Annotated in this window: 16 protein-coding genes; 7 read left to right on the top strand and 9 right to left on the bottom strand. The window is 70.7% G+C overall.

Annotated elements, in window-relative coordinates; genetic code table 11:
• From rsmG to VGD44_RS16015, 3 genes are read left to right on the top strand one after another with little or no spacing between them, the layout of a single operon-like run.
• Entirely contained in the window at window positions 1-630 is a 630-nt protein-coding gene (gene rsmG, locus VGD44_RS16025) for a 16S rRNA (guanine(527)-N(7))-methyltransferase RsmG (protein ID WP_331088865.1), read from the top strand.
• Window positions 614-1,435, top strand: coding sequence for a ParA family protein (locus tag VGD44_RS16020; RefSeq protein ID WP_331088863.1), 822 nt, complete (start codon window positions 614-616; stop codon window positions 1,433-1,435). The genes rsmG and VGD44_RS16020 overlap by 17 nt, the downstream gene beginning before the upstream one ends.
• A complete protein-coding gene (locus VGD44_RS16015; RefSeq protein ID WP_331088862.1) occupies window positions 1,435-2,307 on the top strand; it encodes a ParB/RepB/Spo0J family partition protein in 873 nt (290 codons plus the stop codon). Before VGD44_RS16020 ends, VGD44_RS16015 begins: the two co-directional genes overlap by 1 nt.
• A 79-nt stretch (window positions 2,308-2,386) precedes the next feature.
• Here the strand turns inward: VGD44_RS16015 and VGD44_RS16010 are convergent, their stop codons facing one another.
• The 5 genes from VGD44_RS16010 to VGD44_RS15990 all read right to left on the bottom strand — a co-directional run bounded on the left by VGD44_RS16010 (window position 2,387) and on the right by VGD44_RS15990 (window position 8,263).
• Entirely contained in the window at window positions 2,387-3,454 is a 1,068-nt protein-coding gene (locus tag VGD44_RS16010) for a hypothetical protein (protein ID WP_331088860.1), read from the bottom strand.
• A 136-nt stretch (window positions 3,455-3,590) separates the two neighbouring features.
• A complete protein-coding gene (gene holA / locus VGD44_RS16005; RefSeq protein ID WP_331088858.1) occupies window positions 3,591-4,643 on the bottom strand; it encodes a DNA polymerase III subunit delta in 1,053 nt (350 codons plus the stop codon).
• A gap of 4 nt (window positions 4,644-4,647) precedes the next feature.
• The gene (lptE, locus tag VGD44_RS16000) at window positions 4,648-5,154 is read right to left on the bottom strand and encodes an LPS assembly lipoprotein LptE (protein ID WP_331088856.1); all 507 of its coding nucleotides are present in this window, start codon (window positions 5,152-5,154) and stop codon (window positions 4,648-4,650) included.
• Window positions 5,151-7,724, bottom strand: a complete 2,574-nt coding sequence (leuS, locus tag VGD44_RS15995; RefSeq protein ID WP_331088854.1) for a leucine--tRNA ligase — start codon at window positions 7,722-7,724, stop codon at window positions 5,151-5,153. The genes lptE and leuS overlap by 4 nt, the downstream gene beginning before the upstream one ends.
• 86 nt (window positions 7,725-7,810) lie before the next feature.
• Window positions 7,811-8,263 (bottom strand): DUF3576 domain-containing protein, encoded by a 453-nt coding sequence (locus VGD44_RS15990; protein ID WP_331088852.1) that lies wholly within the window; start codon window positions 8,261-8,263, stop codon window positions 7,811-7,813.
• A gap of 296 nt (window positions 8,264-8,559) precedes the next feature.
• On the opposite strand from VGD44_RS15990, the gene VGD44_RS15985 reads away from it, so the two are divergent.
• A complete protein-coding gene (locus VGD44_RS15985; protein ID WP_331088850.1) occupies window positions 8,560-8,946 on the top strand; it encodes an NtrZ family periplasmic regulatory protein in 387 nt (128 codons plus the stop codon).
• On the opposite strand, the gene VGD44_RS15980 is transcribed toward VGD44_RS15985, so the two are convergent.
• Entirely contained in the window at window positions 8,936-9,553 is a 618-nt protein-coding gene (locus VGD44_RS15980; RefSeq protein ID WP_331088848.1) for a thiamine phosphate synthase, read from the bottom strand. The two genes, VGD44_RS15985 and VGD44_RS15980, sit on opposite strands and share 11 nt — an antisense overlap.
• On the opposite strand from VGD44_RS15980, the gene VGD44_RS15975 reads away from it, so the two are divergent.
• Window positions 9,537-10,199 (top strand): YggS family pyridoxal phosphate-dependent enzyme, encoded by a 663-nt coding sequence (locus VGD44_RS15975; RefSeq protein WP_331088846.1) that lies wholly within the window; start codon window positions 9,537-9,539, stop codon window positions 10,197-10,199. The genes VGD44_RS15980 and VGD44_RS15975 overlap by 17 nt on opposite strands.
• A 12-nt stretch (window positions 10,200-10,211) precedes the next feature.
• Here the strand turns inward: VGD44_RS15975 and VGD44_RS15970 are convergent, their stop codons facing one another.
• A complete protein-coding gene (locus tag VGD44_RS15970; RefSeq protein ID WP_331088844.1) occupies window positions 10,212-12,491 on the bottom strand; it encodes a hybrid sensor histidine kinase/response regulator in 2,280 nt (759 codons plus the stop codon).
• A 243-nt stretch (window positions 12,492-12,734) separates the two neighbouring features.
• Window positions 12,735-13,487, bottom strand: coding sequence for a helix-turn-helix transcriptional regulator (locus VGD44_RS15965; RefSeq protein ID WP_331088842.1), 753 nt, complete (start codon window positions 13,485-13,487; stop codon window positions 12,735-12,737).
• 183 nt (window positions 13,488-13,670) lie between these two features.
• On the opposite strand from VGD44_RS15965, the gene VGD44_RS15960 reads away from it, so the two are divergent.
• Window positions 13,671-15,776, top strand: coding sequence for a marine proteobacterial sortase target protein (locus VGD44_RS15960; RefSeq protein ID WP_331088840.1), 2,106 nt, complete (start codon window positions 13,671-13,673; stop codon window positions 15,774-15,776).
• Entirely contained in the window at window positions 15,773-16,393 is a 621-nt protein-coding gene (locus tag VGD44_RS15955) for a class GN sortase (RefSeq protein WP_331088838.1), read from the top strand. Before VGD44_RS15960 ends, VGD44_RS15955 begins: the two co-directional genes overlap by 4 nt.
• On the opposite strand, the gene VGD44_RS15950 is transcribed toward VGD44_RS15955, so the two are convergent.
• Window positions 16,390-17,377 (bottom strand): toprim domain-containing protein (locus VGD44_RS15950; protein ID WP_331088836.1); only part of this gene is annotated, 988 nt, incomplete at its 5' end. The genes VGD44_RS15955 and VGD44_RS15950 overlap by 4 nt on opposite strands.

Below are 17,377 nucleotides of genomic sequence, written 5' to 3'. Positions count from 1 at the left end.
GTGGCGGTCACGGACGCGCAGAGCTTCGCGAAGGCCGCCAAGGCCACGCCGGAGCAGGCGGCCGACCTCGCCCGCTTCCTCGAAATGCTGACCGCCGGCAACGCGGTCATGAACCTGGTCGGCCCGGCCACGCTCCCGGACTTCTGGAACCGGCACGCCTGGGACTCCGCCCAGCTCCTCCGCCTCGCCCCCGATGCCCGCACCTGGGCCGACCTCGGCGCCGGGGCCGGCTTCCCCGGACTGGTGCTGGCGATCCTCTCGAAGGGGCGGGAGGGGTTCCACATCCATCTCGTGGAGAGCATGGCCAAGCGCTGCCGCTTCCTCTCCGACGTCGTGGACGAGCTCGACCTCCCGGCCACGGTCCACAACACCAGGGCGGAAAACCTGCAGCTCGCTGTGGACATCGTCACCGCGAGGGCTTGTGCGCCTCTTCACAGACTGTTGGGGTATGCCCGGCCATACCTGCTAGCGGGCGCGCAGGGCTTGTTCCTCAAGGGTCAAGATGTAGTGGCCGAAATGTCCGAGGCCGCAAAATATTGGGAGTACGAGGCGGACGTGATACCGTCTCTGAGCGACGAGAGGGGCCGTATTGTGCGTGTGAGGAGGTTGGGGCGTGCCCGCAAGGTCTGACCGGGGACTACGCGTGCTGGTCGTCGCCAACCAGAAGGGCGGCGTCGGCAAGACGACAACGGCCATCAACCTGGGCACCGCGCTGGCCGCGGTCGGTGAGAAGGTGCTGCTGATCGACTCGGATCCTCAGGGCAACGCCTCCACCGGCCTGGGCGTCGGCCGCGCGCTGCGCAAGAACACGCTCTACGACGTACTGATGGGCGAGAAGCAGGTCATCGAGGCGGTGGTGAAGACCTCCGTGCCGGGCCTGGACCTCGTGCCCTCCGACCCGGACCTCTCGGGCGTCGAGCTGGAGCTGGGCCACCAGGCCCGCCGCTCGTTCAAGCTGCGCGACGCGCTCAGCCCCCTGAAGGACGCCAGGAGCTACACCTACGTCCTGATCGACTGCCCGCCGTCGCTGAACCTGCTCACCGTCAACGCCATGGCCGCCGCCGACGCGGTGCTGGTGCCGCTGCAGTGCGAGTTCTTCGCCCTCGAGGGCCTCTCCCAGCTCATGCGCACCATCGACCTCGTGCGGGGCAGCCTGAACCCGGCGCTGGAGCTGCAGGGCGTGGTGCTGACCATGTACGATCGCCGCAACGCGCTCTCGGGCCAGGTGGCCAGCGACGTGCGCGGCCACTTCGGCGAGGCGGTCTACGAGACGGTTATCCCGCGCAACGTGCGGGTCTCGGAAGCCCCGTCGTTCGGCAAGCCGGCGCTGGTCTACGACCTGAAGTGCGCCGGCAGCCAGGCCTATCTGAAGCTGGCGCGCGAGGTCGTGCTGCGCGAGCGCAAGCGCCGCGCCCAACTGTTGGAAGTGAGCTGATGGCCGAGAACCGCAGAGGACTGGGCCGGGGCCTGTCGGCGCTGCTGGGCGAAGCCGAGGAGATCAGCCACGCGGTCGATCCCGCCGCCGGCGTGCGCGAGGTCCCGATCGAGCTGATCCACGCCAACCCGGACCAGCCGCGCCGTCACTTCGCCGAGGCGGAGCTCGCCGAGCTGGCGGACTCGATCCGCGACAAGGGCGTGCTGCAGCCCGTGTTGCTCAGGCCGTCGAAGCGCGGGGAGGGCGAGTACGAGCTGGTCGCCGGGGAGCGCCGCTGGCGCGCGGCGCAGCGGGCGGGCCTGCGGGCCCTGCCGGCGCTGATCCGCAGCCTGGGCGACGCCGAGGCCTTCGAGATCGCCATCATCGAGAACGTCCAGCGCGAGGACCTCAATCCCATCGAAGAGGCCCGCGCCTACTGGTCCCTGATGGGGGTGATGCAGATTACCCAGGAGGAGGCGGCCAAGCGGGTCGGCAAGTCGCGCAGCCACGTGGCCAACACCCTGCGTCTCACCCAGCTGCCCGAGAGCGTGCAGGAGCACCTCATCGAGGGCCGCCTGACCGCCGGTCATGCCCGGGCCCTACTTTCGACCGGCGACGCCGAAGGGCTGGCTGAGAAAGTGGTGGCCCAGGGGCTCTCCGTCCGCGAAACCGAGGCCCTGGCCCGCGACAAGGGCGGCGACGCGCCGAGGAAGGCCTCGGGCCCGCGCAAGGCGCCCAAGGACGCCGACACCGCGGCCCTCGAGTCCGACCTCGAGGAGGCGCTGGGCATGAGCGTCGACGTCGCCGACCGCGGCGGCGTGGGCGAAGTGCGCATCCGCTACGCCACCCTGGAACAGCTCGACGAGATCTGCCGACGGCTCACGCGGAGCTGAAATAGGCCTCCGATCCACATATGTGGATGCGCTGTCCTGACTCCTGGGCGATGCCGACTCGAGTCCGGAAAACGGGCCCTTAGCTCCCTTCCTCCTCGCCTTCGTCCGACGCCGCGCGCTGGTCGACGTTGGTGGGCGCGGTCTTCACGCCCGTCCGCTCCTCCTCGCGGGCCCCGGAGAGGATGTTGGCGAGGCCGTAGTTCCCCTCGTGGCAGGCGTATTCGTAGAGCTGGCCCCTGATGCGGCTGAACTCGTACTCGCCGCCCCACGGCTGGCTGAACACCGTCGGGTCCTCCACCCAGAAGCCGTAGTGCAGCCGGTCCGGCCCTACCGGGGTGAACCGCTCGGTGACCTTCAGGTGTTCGGACGCGCCGCGGAACACCTGCTGCGGGTGATAGCCGGTCGTCTCGACCACCAGGGTGTCGCCCTCCCACCGGCCGACGGAGTCGCCCAGCCACGGCCGGATCCCGTCGGTTCGATGCTTGCCGTTCAGCCGCACGATGCGCGCGTCGTGGACCATCTCCACCACGATCGCCACGTGGTCGGCGGTCTGCACGAACTGGTAGGTGTTGTTGTAGAGCCCCGGGACCATCACCGGCCCCGACGAGTTGCCGAACGACAGCAGGCACCGCTCGCCCAGCGCCCGGCTCTCCGGATTGTCGCTGACGCCCACGCCGGCCGGCAGACGGCGGCCGAAGGGGCTCCCGGCGAAGTCCTTGCGCATCGGCACGCGGCCGTCGGCGGGTGTGGTGATGTACCCGTTCCGGGGCTGGCCGGCCACACGCATCACCGTCGAGCCGGGATCGGTCCAGACGGCGTTGTAGTTGCAGTCGACGCCTCGCCCGCCCGAGCAGTCGGCGGGCAGGTCGGTGACCTTTGTCGTCGGGTCGGTGGGCCGGCTCCCCAGCTCGATCAGCCGCTGGTTCCGCCCCTCGATGCGCTGCACGTCGGCCTCGGTCAGCACCAGGTCCTTGCCAAAGCGCGGATTGCGCTCGAGCCGCGTCATCGAGGCGTTGGTCCAGACGCCCTCGAGGCTGGGATGCCCGTCGGCGGCGCGCGGGGCCTTGTAGGTGGTGACCGGGCGAGGCGGCTGCGCGAGCGCCGGTGTGGCGAGCAACAGCGCGCCGAGAAGGATTGCCCTGAACATTCAACCGCTCCCACCCGCCGCGTCTGCCGCGCGGCTTCAAAGGTCGGGTACGGAGGATATCCACCCACCCCTCTTTGTCATCCCGGTCTTCGCCTGCGGCGAAATCGGGATGACAACCGTGGGGAGGAAGGGGTGCCTACAACCCCAACCTTCGCGCCCGCCCCGCCACGGTCAGCGCGAGGCGCTCGGCGATCAGTCGGTCCGGCGAGCCCGCGGTCTTGCACGCCCGGTCGGCCTCCAGCACCTGCGGCTGGATGCGGTCCAGTTCGTCCAGCGTCCAGCCCCGCGTCTGCCGCAGGAACTCGCGCTCCTGTTTCCAGAACACGCCCGACGCCTTGGCCGCCTCCTGCGGGCCTGCGCCGGCCTTGATCAGCGTCAGCGTGCGGCGGAGCTTACCCAGGTGCATGCCGATGGCGCGGACGGCCGCCGGGCCGCTCTCGCCCTCCTGCGCCGCGCGCCTCAAACCCGCCTGCGCCTCGCCCAGCCGGCCGCCGAACGCGTCCGACGCGGCGTCCAGCAGCGAGGACTCCGGCTCCACGCCCAGGAACGGCTCCAGGTCGGCCGGCGTCGCCGTCGCGCCGCTGCCGGGGCCGAGGTAGAGCGCCAGCCGCTCGATCTCCTGGCGCGCCACGCCGCGTTCCTTGGGCAGCCGCTGGACGAACAGCTGCAGGGCCTCGGCGTTCAGCGACACCTGGTCCTTGGCCAGCGTCTCGCGGACCAGCCGCGCCACGTCGCCGGGCTCGTCCTCGTAGCAAGGGATGGCCGCGGCCGCGTTCGCCTTCTCGGCGGTCTTCCGCAGCGCCGACTCCCGGCCGAGGTTACCGGCCTCGATCAGGAAGAAGGCGTCCGGGTTCAGCTCGCCCTTCGCGTGGCGCTCCAGCGCCTCGGCCGCCAGCTTGTCGGCGGCGGGCTTCTCGGCGGTGAGCCGCAGCCGCACCAGCCTGCGCCCGCCCATCAGCGACTGCGCCGCCAGCTCGCCTTCCAGCCGGCCGCCGTCGTCGGCCAGGTCCTGCTCGGTGAGCAGCGCGACGTCGAAGGGATCGTCGGGGTTGGGGACCAACTTGGCCGCCAGCTGGTGGCCGCGGTCGCGCACCACGCCCAGGTCGCGGCCATAGAACAGCGCGGCGCGGATCGCCGGATCGGGTCTGCCGAGGAAGCGCTCGATATCGGGGCGCTTGCTGAGGATCATCTCGCTAGCGCGCGGCCACCTTGGCCCCGTTGGCGAGCCAGACAGCCAGTTCCAGCTCGATGCGGCGGGCGGCTTCGTCGGCGGCGCGGTCCTGGGCGTCCTGCTGGGCGGAGATCGAGGCGTAGGGCTGGTCGGCGCTGTCGTAGGTGAGCTCGACCCGCACCGTCCCCTGTTTGGCGATCGCGCCGGACGACGCCGACTTCAGCACGTAGTAGGCCGACAGCACGTACTCGTAGCGGGTCGCCACGTTGTCGATGCGCACGCCGCGCGGGTAGCGCGCTTCGCCGAGCTGCAGGTCCATCGTGTAGGCCGGCGTCGCCGAGTGGTCCTTGGCGAAGGCGTCGTCCAGGTGCTGGCGGATCAGGTAGCCGGTGCGGCCCGCAGGCGCGTTCACCTGGATCGCGGCCAGGTTCTTCACCACCGCGGGCTGGGCGTAGAGCGGCTGGAAACCCGCGCAACCGCCGAGCGCGAGGGCGGCTCCAGCCGCAGCAAGGATCAGGACGCGCTTCATGCGGCCACGATATTCACGATCCGGTCCTTGACCACAATGATCTTGCGGATCGTCAGGCCTTCCAGCTTCGCGGCGATGTCTGCGTCGGCCAGCACGATCTTCTCCACGTCGTCCGGTTCGGCGCCCGCCGGCGCGGTGATCTCGCCGCGGCGCTTGCCGTTGACCTGCACGGGCAGGACCCTGGTGGCGTCCTCGGTCAGCGCCGGGTCGTAGTCGGGCCAGGGCGCGGCCACGACCATGCCCTTGCCGCCGATGCGGACCCAGCACTCTTCGGCCAGGTGCGGCGTGAAAGGGGCGATCAGGCGGGCGAACGCGGAGAGCGCCTCCTGGCGGGCCGCCAGGACGGCGGGCGTCGCGCCCTTGGCCGGGTTGGCCTTCAGGAGGTTCAGGAACTCGTACAGCCGCGCGATGCCCGAGTTGAACCGGAAGCTGTCGATGGCCTCGGTCATCTGCTTGATCAGCTTGTGGGTGGCCCGCCGCAGCTCGGTGTCAGGCTCGGCGGCGGCCGACCCCGCCGGCTGGCTGTCGAACTCGTCCCACACGCGGTTCACGAAGCGCCACGATCCCTGGACGCCGCCCGTGGTCCACTGCACGTCGCGCTCGGCCGGGCTGTCGCTCAGCACGAACAGGCGCGCCGCGTCCACGCCGTAGACGTCAAAGATCTCCTCAGGCGCCACGGTGTTCTTCTTGGACTTCGACATCTTCTCGATGTCGCCGATGATCAGCGGCTCCCCCGTGCCGCCCAGAGTGGCGCGGCGCGTGGCGCCCTCCGCGACGATCTCGACCTCCTTGGGCTCGACCCACTCGCCGTTCTGCCGCCGGTAGGTCTCGTGGGTGACCATGCCTTGCGTGAACAGGCCCGCGAACGGCTCGCGCACCGACAGCTGGCCGTTGTCGGCCAGGGCCTTGGTAATGAAGCGGGCGTACAACAGGTGCAGCACCGCATGCTCGATGCCGCCGATGTACTGGTCCACCGGCAGCCAGTAGTCGGCGTCGGCCTTGCTGATCGGCTCGTCGACGAACGGGTTCGCAAAACGCGCGAAGTACCAGCTGGAGTCCACGAAGGTGTCCAGGGTGTCGGTCTCGCGCGTCGCCGGGCCGCCGCAGCCGGGGCACATCGTGTGCTTCCAGGTCGGGTGCAACGCCAGCGCATTGCCCGACTTGCTGAAGTCGATGTCCTCGGGATGGGCGACGGGCAGCGAGCTCTTCGGCAGCGGGACGACGCCGCAGGCCTCGCAGTGCACCACCGGGATCGGGCAGCCCCAGGCGCGCTGGCGCGAGACGCCCCAGTCGCGCAGGCGGAACGCGATCGCGCCCTCGCCCTGGCCCTCGGCCTCGACGCGGGCGATGGCGGCGGCCTTGGCGGCCTCGACATCCAGCCCGTCCAGCCCGTCCGAATTGAAGATCGTCCCGGGGCCCGTATAGGCCTCGTCGCCCACCTGGAACGTCGCCGGGTCCGCGCCGGGCGGCAGCACCACCGGCTTCACCGGCAGGCCGTACTTGCGACAGAAGTCCAGGTCGCGCTGGTCATGCGCCGGGCAGCCGAAGATCGCGCCCGTGCCGTAGTCCATCAGGATGAAGTTGGCGATCCAGACCGGCAGCTCCCAGCTCTCGTCGAACGGGTGCTTCACGGTCAGGCCGGTGTCATAGCCCACCTTCTCGGCGGTCTCGATCTGCGCCTCGGTGGCCGCGCCCTTGCGGCACTCGGCGATGAAGGCGGCGGCCCGCGGATCCTGCTCGGCGACCAGGTCGGCCAGCGGATGGTCGGCGGCGATGCCCACGAAGCTCGCGCCGTACAGCGTGTCCGGGCGGGTCGTGTAGACCTCCAGCCCGCCGCGATCGTAGGCGGCCGGCCAGTCGCCGCTGAAGTGGAACGTCAGGCGGCAGCCCTTGGAGCGGCCGATCCAGTTCTCCTGCATCACCCGGACCTTCTCGGGCCAGCGGTCCAGGGTCTGCAGGTCGTCGGTCAGCTGGTCGGCATAGTCGGTGATGCGCATGGCCCACTGGTTCAGCTTGCGCTTCTCCACCGGCGCCCCCGAGCGCCAGCCGCGCCCGTCCACCACCTGCTCGTTGGCCAGCACGGTCTGGTCGACCGGGTCCCAGTTGACGACGCTTTCCTTGCGATAGATCAGGCCGGCCTCGAACAGGTCCAGGAACCAGGCCTGCTGCTTGCCGTAGTACTCGACGTCGCAGGTCGCGAACTCGCGCGACCAGTCGATCGACAGGCCCAGCTCCTTCAGCTCGGCCCGCATCCGGTCGATGTTCTCGTAGGTCCAGGCCTTTGGGTCGACGCCGCGCTCGATGGCGGCGTTCTCGGCGGGCAGGCCGAAGGCGTCCCAGCCCATCGGATGCAGGACGGAATAGCCGCGGGCGCGCTTGTAGCGGGCGATGACGTCGCCCATCGAATAGTTGCGCACATGGCCCATGTGCAGGCGTCCCGACGGGTACGGGAACATCTCCAGCACGTAGTACTTGGGCTTCGACCGGTCCGCGACGGCGCGGAAGGCGTCAGCGTCGGTCCACGCCTTGCGCCACTTCGGTTCGGTCTCTTTCGGATTGTAGCGGGCCATGATCGGGGCCTTTGACGGGGGTTTCACTTCCGGTCAACGGCCTTGGGAGATCACGGCGCGTCGACAGACGAACGAAAAGGCTGGGATCAGCCCTTGATGTTCGAAAGTCGAAGCTGGCGCGCGCGGGTCAGGATCGAGTTCTCGATGTCCGTCTCGGTCTGGCCCGCGGTCGGCGCATCCACCCAGTTCCCGGTGGCGTCGCGGTTCTGCTTGAAGACGGCCACGTTCAGGCCGTCGGCGCGCAGGCGAGAGTCCAGGATGTAGACGGTGCACTTGAAGCGCTCGTCCGGCTTTTCCGGGTTGGTGTACCAGTCGGTGACGATGACGCCGCCGTAGGGATCGGCCGACTGCAGCGGCATGAAGCTGAGCGTGTCCAGCGTCGCGCGCCACAGGTAGCCGTTGACACCGATCGCCGCGGCGTTGTCGCCCGACGCACGGACCTTGGCCGACTTGCCGCCGCCCAGGGGATTCGGGATGCTGCCGCACGCGCTCAGGCCCACGACGCCCAGCGCCGCAGCCGCAATCATCAGCCCACGCATACGATCACCGCGCAAAAACGGCATCTACACCCTCTCAAACAGTTTCCGCGACGCAGTTAACGCGCCACGGCGCCGCCCCGCGCCGGCTGCCTCTATAACAATGCGGTGCAGGTCGCCAAACAGGAATCGCGTGGCGCGGGGGTCACACCTCTCCGGCAACTCGTCGCAGAGCGTCCCCTAAGGGTTGAGTCCCGTTGACCGGAATTCACCTCACGCCTTAATCGGCTGTCAATCGCGAAGCTGTGCACTGTGCAGACGTCGCGAACGGTGACCGTTGGGGCTATATAAGAACTAAGATGTCCATCCGTCGTACGAGCGTCGCGTTTGTTGCGGCCGCGCTGATGAGCGCGGTGGCCGGCGGCGCGTACGCGGCGGACAAGGCGCCGAAGCCCGTCGACTTCACCGTCCGCTCGGAACCCGCCGCCGCCGCGCCCAACACGGGCAAGGCGTCGCAGTACGACGTCAGCAAGGGCCGCTTCGGCTTCACCCTCGGCATCCAGCAGCCCTCGGCGCGCCCGGCCACCCCGAACGACGTCTCGGCCGGCGCCTACTTCCGGATCACGCCGTCGGTGCGGGTCGGCGGTTCGGTGGCCCTCGGCGAGCAGGATCTGACGCCGCAGCGCAACCAGGCGCGCCCGGCCGACCAGCCCAAGGTGCGGCTGGAGACCCGGTTCAAGTTCTAAGGCCGTCCACGGCCGCCAGACCGACCAGGCCCGCGTCGATGAGACGGCGGGCCGTCTTGTTGTTCACGCCCCCCAGCGCATAGGCCGGCCGCCCCGCGGCGCGCACCCGCGCGGCCAGGCGGAGCGGGCCCAGCGCCGCGCCGGCCGAGGCGCTCCTCGAGGGCAAGGCCACCGAGATCACCACGGCGTCGGCGCCGCTCCGCCGCGCGGCGGCCAGCGAATGGGCTGCGCTCGTCACCAGCCAGCCGGGACGGGCGCGCTTCAGTGCTTGCGCGCGATGCGCCAGCCGCTCGGGCAGGTGGACGCCGTCCGCGCCCACCTTCGTCGCCAGCGCCGGGTCCGCGCCGATCAGCACCTTCAGCCGCCGCGTCCGGGCGATGGCGAGCAGCCGCCGGGCCCGCGCCTCGGCGTCCGGCGCGCCGAAGTGGCGGTAGACGACGGCGCTGCCGGGCGGGAGATGGGCGGCGATCGCCTCCGGATCGGGTGTCCGGACGGGGTCGGTGAAGAACAGCAGCGCCGGCAGGGCCTTCCGAAGCCTTCGGCGGGCCGGTAAGAGCCGGGCTGTCCGTTCCAGGGTCCAGAAAGCCGAGATGTCCGCTGCTCCCACCGCCGAAGGCTACGCAGACGTCGTGGCCCGGATCGCCCGCGCCGCGCAAGCCGCCGGCCGCGATCCGGCCGCCGTGACCCTGGTGGCGGTCTCCAAGACCCAGCCGTGGGAGGCGATCGAGCCCGTGCTGGCGGCCGGCCACCGGGTGTTCGGCGAGAACCGCGTGCAGGAGGCCATGACCCGCTGGGAGGGCAGGGCCGACGGCCTGACGCTCCACCTGATCGGGCCCCTGCAGAGCAACAAGTCCAGGGAGGCGGTGGGCTTCTTCGACGTCATCGAGAGCCTGGACCGCGAAAAGCTCGCCCGCACCCTCGCCGACGAGGTCCAGCGGCAGGGCCGCCTGCCCCGCCTCTACGTCCAGGTGAACACCGGCGAGGAGCCGCAGAAGGCCGGCGTGATCCCGCCCGACGCCGACGCCTTCATCGCCGCCTGCCGCGCGAACTACGGCCTCATGCCCGAGGGCCTGATGTGCATCCCCCCCGCCGACGAGCCGCCCGGCCCCCACTTCGCACTCCTGAAGAAGATCGCCGAGCGCAACGGCCTGACGAAGCTGAGCATGGGCATGAGCGGCGACTTCGAAACCGCCATCCGCTTCGGCGCCACCAGCGTGCGCGTCGGCTCGGCGGTGTTCGGGGAGCGGCGCTGAGCCGTCCGCGCCCTAGCCTGCGCTCCTCGACGCGCCTGGCGCCGTGGCCCGGGCCAGCTCGCGCGCGAGTTCCGCGCGGCTGAACGGTTTGCGCAGGACCGGGCCCGACCAGGCGTCGGCCAGGGCGTCAAGGTCGGCGTAGCCGCTCATCAGCACCACCGGCAGGTCGGGTCGCAAGGCGCGGAGCGCCGCGGCCGTTTCTCCACCGTTGAAGCCCGGCATCGCGAAGTCGATCAGGGCCGCGGCCGTATGGTCCGGGGCGCGACGCAGCGCGGTGATCGCCGCTTCGCCGTCGCAGGCCTCCGTAACCTGGCATCCCAGGTCGCGCAGCAGGCCCGCCGCGACCGCGCGCACGGCCGGGTCGTCGTCCACGAGCAATAGCGTCAGATCCTTGAGGGCCGCGATATCCGGCTCGGGCTCGGGTTCGCAGGCGGGCCGCTCGGCGCCCTCGGCGCGCGGCAGGTAGACCCGAAAGGTGGAGCCCTCGCCGGGCGCCGTCTCGACATCCACGCCGCCGCCAAGCTGTTTGGCCAGTCCCAGCACCTGCGACAGGCCGAGGCCCGAGCCTTTGCCGAGCGGCTTGGTGGTGAAGAACGGCTCGAACGCGCGCGCCAGCACCTCGGGCGTCATGCCCTCGCCATTGTCGGAGACGGCGACGACCACATAGTCGCCGGCGGGCGGCGCGTCCGGCGACTCCCTTGCCGGCTCGGCCGCGGCATTGCTGACCGACAGGGTGATGACACCGCCTGCGGGTAGGGCGTCCCTGGCGTTGAGCGTCAGGTTCACCGTCATCAGGTCCAGCTGGGTCGGATCGGCCATGGCCGGCCAGAGGTCGGCCGCGATCCGGGTTTCGATCGTGTGCTTGAAGCCCAGCGTGGGGCGCAGCAGATCGATGGCGTTGCGCACCTGCGCGCCGACGTCGATGGGCCTTGGCTCGAGCCGTTGCCGGCGGGAGAACGCCAGCAGCTGCGACGTCAGCACAGCGCCGCGTTCCGCCGCCGAGCGCGCCTGATCGACGAAGCGAAGCAGTCGAGGCTCCGTCAGCCGGCGCCCGAGCAGGTCGAGGTTGCCCAGCACGGCCATCAGCAGGTTGTTGAAGTCATGCGCGACGCCCCCGGTAAGGCGTCCGACGGCCTCCATCTTCTGGGCCTGGGCCAGCCGCTCGGTCGCCTCGGCGAGTTCGCGCGTCCGTTGGGTCACCCGCTCTTCCAGCGAGGCGTTCAGGTCCAGGAGGTCGCGGCGCTGGGCGTCGATCACGGTCGCCGACTCGCCCAGCCGCGCCTGCAGGGCGTCGATTTCGCGGGTCCGGGTCGGAGCGAGCGCCAGAGGGTCGCCTGCCGCCCAGGCGGCCGTGGTCTCGGCGAGCCGTTCCACCGGCCGCACGATGTCGCGCGCCAGCAGCGCCGCCAGCGCAGCCCCGCCAATGACGAGCGCCAGTCCCATCGCGCCGCCCAACGCCAGCGAGCGCCGAACGGCGCCGACCACCTCCGCCTCGGGGACCGATACGAGAAACGTCCAGCCATAGTCCGCCGAGCGGTTCCAGGCGACGACGCTTTGCACGCCGTCCATGGTCCGCCCGACGGTGATCCCGGACGGGGCCGCCCTGACCTGGCGCAACAATCCCGCGGGGACCTCGCGGCCGACGAAGGCCGCCGCATCGCGGTTGCGGCTGACGATGACCCCTCTTGCGTCCAGCACGGTGCCGACCCAGCGCGCCGGAAAATCCTGGTCCCCCCACAGGTGATCGAGCGCGGTCGCCGGCGTGACGGCGGCGATGCGCGTGGCGCCGCCGTCGGGGCCCGGCGCCGGAATGTCGAAGGCGATGCTGGGAAGTCCGGTGCCCATGCCTCGGAACAGGTTGGAGACCCGGGCGCCGTCCTCCCGCGTGCGGGCGACCGTCACGCCGGCCTGCTCGGGCTTGACGCGCGGCATCGGCGCGCCGGGCGGGGCGCGCGTGCTGGCGACGAGGAAGCCTTCGGGGTCGAGCAGCGAGATGGTCGCATCCATCCCCCGCGCCGCCACCCGGGCCTGGGCGTCGAACGCGGCCCAGTCGCCGCCGGGCAGGGCTGGAGAGCTGGCCAGCGCCTGCAGCAGCACCTCGTTCTTGCGGAGGTCCCGGTCGACCACGAGGGAAAGCGCCCGGGCGGTTTCGACGATCTGCACCTCCAACAGCCGCCGCTGCTCGCCGTAGCTCCTCCAGACCAGCACTCCGAAGGCGACGATCGCGGGAAGCAGCACCGCCAGCACCAGCAGCGTCAGCCGGCCACGCAGGCTGGGCGCGGCGGAGCGCACGCGCCGTCGAGGGCCTGTGGAGGCGGAACCTTGAACCTCGGCTGTCATCCAGCCGACCCTAGGTCGTCAGAGCCAGCGTGGGAATGCGGTGTTTTCCAACCTCAAGTTGCGGCCTGCGATTGCAGCAGACCTGGGCCTAGCTGCGCCGCTTCCTTGGCCAAGGCTGGCGGGGCCGGATCGCCCGTACGCTCGCCGACGAGGTGCAGAGGCAGGGCCGGCTGCCTCAGGCTGCTGCTGCGCTCTCTACCCGACGAAGAAGCGCGCGAAGCCCTTTTCGGTGACCCGCGCCAGGGTCGCCCGGTAGTCGTCGTAGTGGCGCCCGCCGACGGTGATCCGCCCGAACGTGGCGTCGGTCACGCGGCGCAGCGGGACGAGTGCGATCGGAGCGGCGGCGGGCGTCAGCTGACTGCCCTGACCGGCCTGCAAGGTCGCCAGCGTTCCGTACATCTCGCCGCCAATCGAGGGACGGCCAAGAATGATCAGTCGAAACTGACCCTGTTCGTTGGTGACGAGGTAGATGTGTCCTGACTGATTGGACAGCGACACCACGCCCTTCTGGGTAAAGTCGGCGTCTTGCCGTGCCGCCTCGCGGAATGCCAGGCTGGACAAGGCTTCGTCCCAGGCGATCTCGGTGCGGTAGGCGTAGACTGCCGTGGGGTCCTCGAACGACGGGCGCAGCGTCAGATATTCGCCCTCCAGCCAGGCGACGGCCGGGCGCGAATAGGCGCCCAACGTGTCGGGCGCCAGGCCCGGCGGCGGCGCACGGACCGGCGCGCGCAAGGTCGCCCCCAGCGCCTCCTCCAGGCGAATCGTCGTGGCCAGGGTGAAGGGCCTGCGGCCCGCCAGGGCCTTCTCCAAGGTCGAGATGCTGATCTTGGCCAGATCCGCCAGGGCCTGGCGCGACAGGCGTCGGCGCGCGAGTTCCTCGCGCACCCGCGCGGCGATGGCTCGGCTCAGTTCGATCGAGAGGTCGGCGTCGGCCGGGGCCAGGGTCATCGCGTCAGGGCCTCACGAATCCGCACATTTCCGCACACTGCGGCGCCGCCCCGGACCCTGCAAGGTTTCGACCTGACGAACTGCACGGCTTCCTCATGAGCTTTGCAGATCATGACGCTCACGCCCTGCGCGCGGCGTGACGACAAGAGAGATCTCTCGCTTTCGAGAAGAGGAGATCGTTCCATGTTCGCGTCCGACGTTGGCGCGTCCCGCGGTCTGGCCCGGCACACCGGGTGGATGCTGTTGCTGTCCGTGCTGACCGCCCTTGTATTCAGTCCCAAGAGCTTCGCCGCCGAGCCCGGCGACGTCACGTCCGGCGCGCTGATGATGCGCGCCCGCGGCGGCGACCAAGTGGTCGAGGCGGTGCGGCTGGGGACCGACATCGACATGGTCGTCAGCGGCCTGACCGTGCGCACCCGCGTCACCCAGGCCTTCCGCAACGACAGCAACCGCTGGGTGGAGGCGGTCTACGTCTATCCCCTGCCCGACGACGGCGGGGTCGACACCCTGAAGATGGTGGTCGGGAACAAGGTCATCGTCGGCGAGATCAGGAAGAAGGCCGAGGCCCAGGCAATCTATGACGCGGCCAAGGCCCAGGGCCAGAAGGCCGCCCTGGTCGAGCAGGGCCGGCCCAACATGTTCACCAACGCCGTCGCCAATGTCGGCCCCGGCGACACGGTGGTGGTGCAGATCGAGTATCAGGCGCCCGTCACGGTCTCGGGCGGCGACTATTCGCTGCGCGCGCCGCTGGTCGTGGCTCCGCGATACACGTCGCCCGGCGCGGCGTCGGCCCCCGACGCCCGCGCCCCGATCCTCGATCCCCGCGTCAGCGGCAAGATCAACCCAGTGACCATCACCGTCCACCTCCGCGCCGGCTTTGCGCTGGCCGACGTGACCAGCGCCACCCACGCCCTGGACGTGCGCGACGAGCGCGGCGGCAAGCGGATCTCCCTCGCCAAGGGCGAGGCGCCGGCCGACCGCGACTTCGTGCTGACCTGGCGCGCGGCGCCCCTGGCGGCCCCTGCCGTCTCCCTGTTCCACGAGAAGGTGGCCGGCGGCGACTACATCCTGGCCCAGGTGACCCCGCCGATCGGCCTGCGTACAACGCGGCCAGCGCCGCGTGACATCGTCTTCGTGATCGACAATTCTGGCTCGATGGGCGGTGAGTCGATGGCGCAGGCGAAGGCCAGCCTCGCCTACGGCCTGGCGCACCTCAAGCCCGGCGACCGTTTCAACGTCGTGCGTTTCGACGACAGCTATACGGTGCTGTTCCCGGGGGTCGTTGCGGCCGACGCGGCGCATGTCGCCAAGGCCCAGCGCTTCGTCGCCGGCCTGGAGGCGGACGGCGGCACCGAGATGATCCCGGCCATGGCCGCGGCGCTGAAGGATGACCAGGCGAACGACGTGGGCCGCTTGCGCCAGGTGGTGTTCCTGACCGACGGCGCCATCGGCGACGAGCAGAGCCTGTTTGACACCATCACCGCGCAGCGCGGGCGCTCGCGGGTGTTCATGGTCGGCATCGGCTCGGCCCCCAACACCTATCTGATGAGCCGCGCCGCCGAGCTGGGCCGCGGAACCTTCACCCACATCGGTTCGACCGATGCGGTCGAAGAGGTCATGCGCCGGCTGTTCGACAAGCTGGAAAATCCTGTCGCCACCAACCTGGCGGCGACGTTCGACGGGACTGACGCCGATCTGGCGCCGGCTGTACTGCCCGACCTCTACCGCGGCGAGCCGATCACCGTCGCCGCCAAGGTCGGCACGATGCAGGGCGTCCTCGTGGTCAGCGGCATGATCGACGGCAAGCCGTGGGAGACCCGCATCCCGCTGAACGACGCCGAGGCCGGCAAGGGCATCTCCAAGCTGTGGGCGCGGCGCAAGATCACCGATGCCGAGGTGGCCCGCAGCCTGACCCAGATCAGCCCGGACGAGGCGGACGCCCGCGTGCTCAAGCTGGGCCTGGACCACCAGCTGGTGACCAGCCAGACGAGCCTGGTGGCGGTCGACAAGACCCCGTCCCGCCCCGCCGGAACTCCGCTGACCCGCGCCGACCTGCCGTTGAACCTGCCGGCCGGCTGGGACTTCGACGTCCTGTTCGGCGGCGCCCGCCACCCGGCCGCCGACGGTCCGGCGGATGCGGCCGCCGAACTCGAGGTCGCCGGCCTCGACCTGCCGCAGACCGCCACCGACGGCCCGATGCTGGTCCTGCTCGGCTTGGCCCTGCTGGCGCTGGGCGGCCTGCTCGGCGCCGGCGGCTGGACGCTGTCGGACCGCAGGAAGGCCGCGTGACCCGGATCGCCCGCCTGCCGCGAGCCGCGCTGCGGCGGCTCGCGTCCCTGGCGCCGGCGGCCCTGACCGTGGCCGTGGGCCTGGCGCTCTGCGCCCAGGGCCTGTGGATCCCGGCCAAGGCCGCCCTGGCCCAGGTGCTGCTTGAACGGGCCTTCGAGCGCTCGCTCGCTACCGGCCGGCCCGTGAAGCCGTGGCCCTGGGCCGATACCTGGCCGGTGGCCAGGATCACCTTCCCCCGCCTGGACCGCTCGGTGATCGTGCTGGACGGCGCCAGCGGTCAGGCCTTGGCCTTCGGGCCCGGCCACGTTGCGGGCACGCCTAAGGCCGGGGACCGCGGCACAGCGGTCTACGCCGCCCATCGCGACACCCACTTCGCCTTGCTCGGCCAGGTGAAGGCCGGCGATGTGATCGAGGTGGAGCGCATTGACGGCCGCGAAGTGCAGTTCCGGGTGGCCGGCGCCCAGGTCGTGCGCTGGGACGCCTCGGGCGTGGACCCCCACCGACCCGGCCGCGCCTTGGCCTTGGCCACCTGCTGGCCGCTCGACGCCAAGACCCACGGGCCGCTGCGCTACCTGGTCTGGGCCAGGCCGTGGAAGGACGAGGTGGGCGAGGCCTAGACGTCCACCTCCGCATCCAGCGCGTTTTCCTGGATGAAGTCCCTCCGCGGCTCCACCAGGTCGCCCATCAGGCGGGTGAACATGTCGTCGGCGTCGTCGGCGTGGTTCACGCGCACCTGCAGCAGGGTGCGGGCCTCGACGTCCAGCGTCGTCTCCCACAGCTGCTCGGCGTTCATCTCGCCCAGGCCCTTGTAGCGCTGGATGGCGAGGCCGCGGCGGCCGTTGTCCATCACCGCGTTCACCAGGTCGAGCGGCCCGCGCACCTTGGCGGTGCGGTCGCGGCGCGTGAACGTCGCCGGTCCCGAGAACACCTGCGCCAGCTCCTTCGACCGCTCGGCCAGGCGCCGCGCGTCGGCGGCGTGCAGCAGCAGCTCGTCCAGCACCACGCGCTCGGATACGCCGCGCTTGGTGCGGCTGAAGGCGTAGCCGCCGCCGGCGGCCTTCTCCCCGGACCAGGGCCCGTCGCCTTCCTCGGCGTAGAGGTCGAGACGGGTGGCGGCGGCCGCCGGATCGCCGTTCTCGGCCAGCAGGCCGGCCAGGGCGGCCTGCTCGATGGCGAAGGCGGGGGCGCGGGCGGCGAGGCGCTCGATGTTGGCCTTGGCGCCGCGGGCGGTCTGCACCAGCGCCAGGAGGTCGGCGCCCGTGAGGCGCTCGCCCGACGGCAGGTCCAGGGTCGCCTGGTCGACGCCCTCGTCGATCAGGTAGATCTCGAGTTCGGGATCGTCCTTCAGGTAGCGGACCGACTTGCCCTTGCTCGCCTTATAGAGCGGCGGCTGGGCGATATAGAGGTAGCCCTTCTCGATCACCTCCGGCATCTGCCGGTAGAAGAAGGTCAAGAGCAGGGTCCGGATGTGGGCGCCGTCGACGTCGGCGTCCGTCATGATGACGATCTTGTGGTAGCGCAGCTTCTCGATGTTGAACTCGTCGCGGCCGATCCCGGCGCCCAGCGCCATGATCAGGGTGCCGATCTGCTCGGACGACAGC

This window comes from Phenylobacterium sp. (assembly GCF_036402295.1).
Classification (GTDB): Bacteria; Pseudomonadota; Alphaproteobacteria; order Caulobacterales; family Caulobacteraceae; genus Phenylobacterium.
Note: the sequence above shows the minus strand (reverse complement) of the source record. Positions and strands in the feature narration are given on the sequence as shown.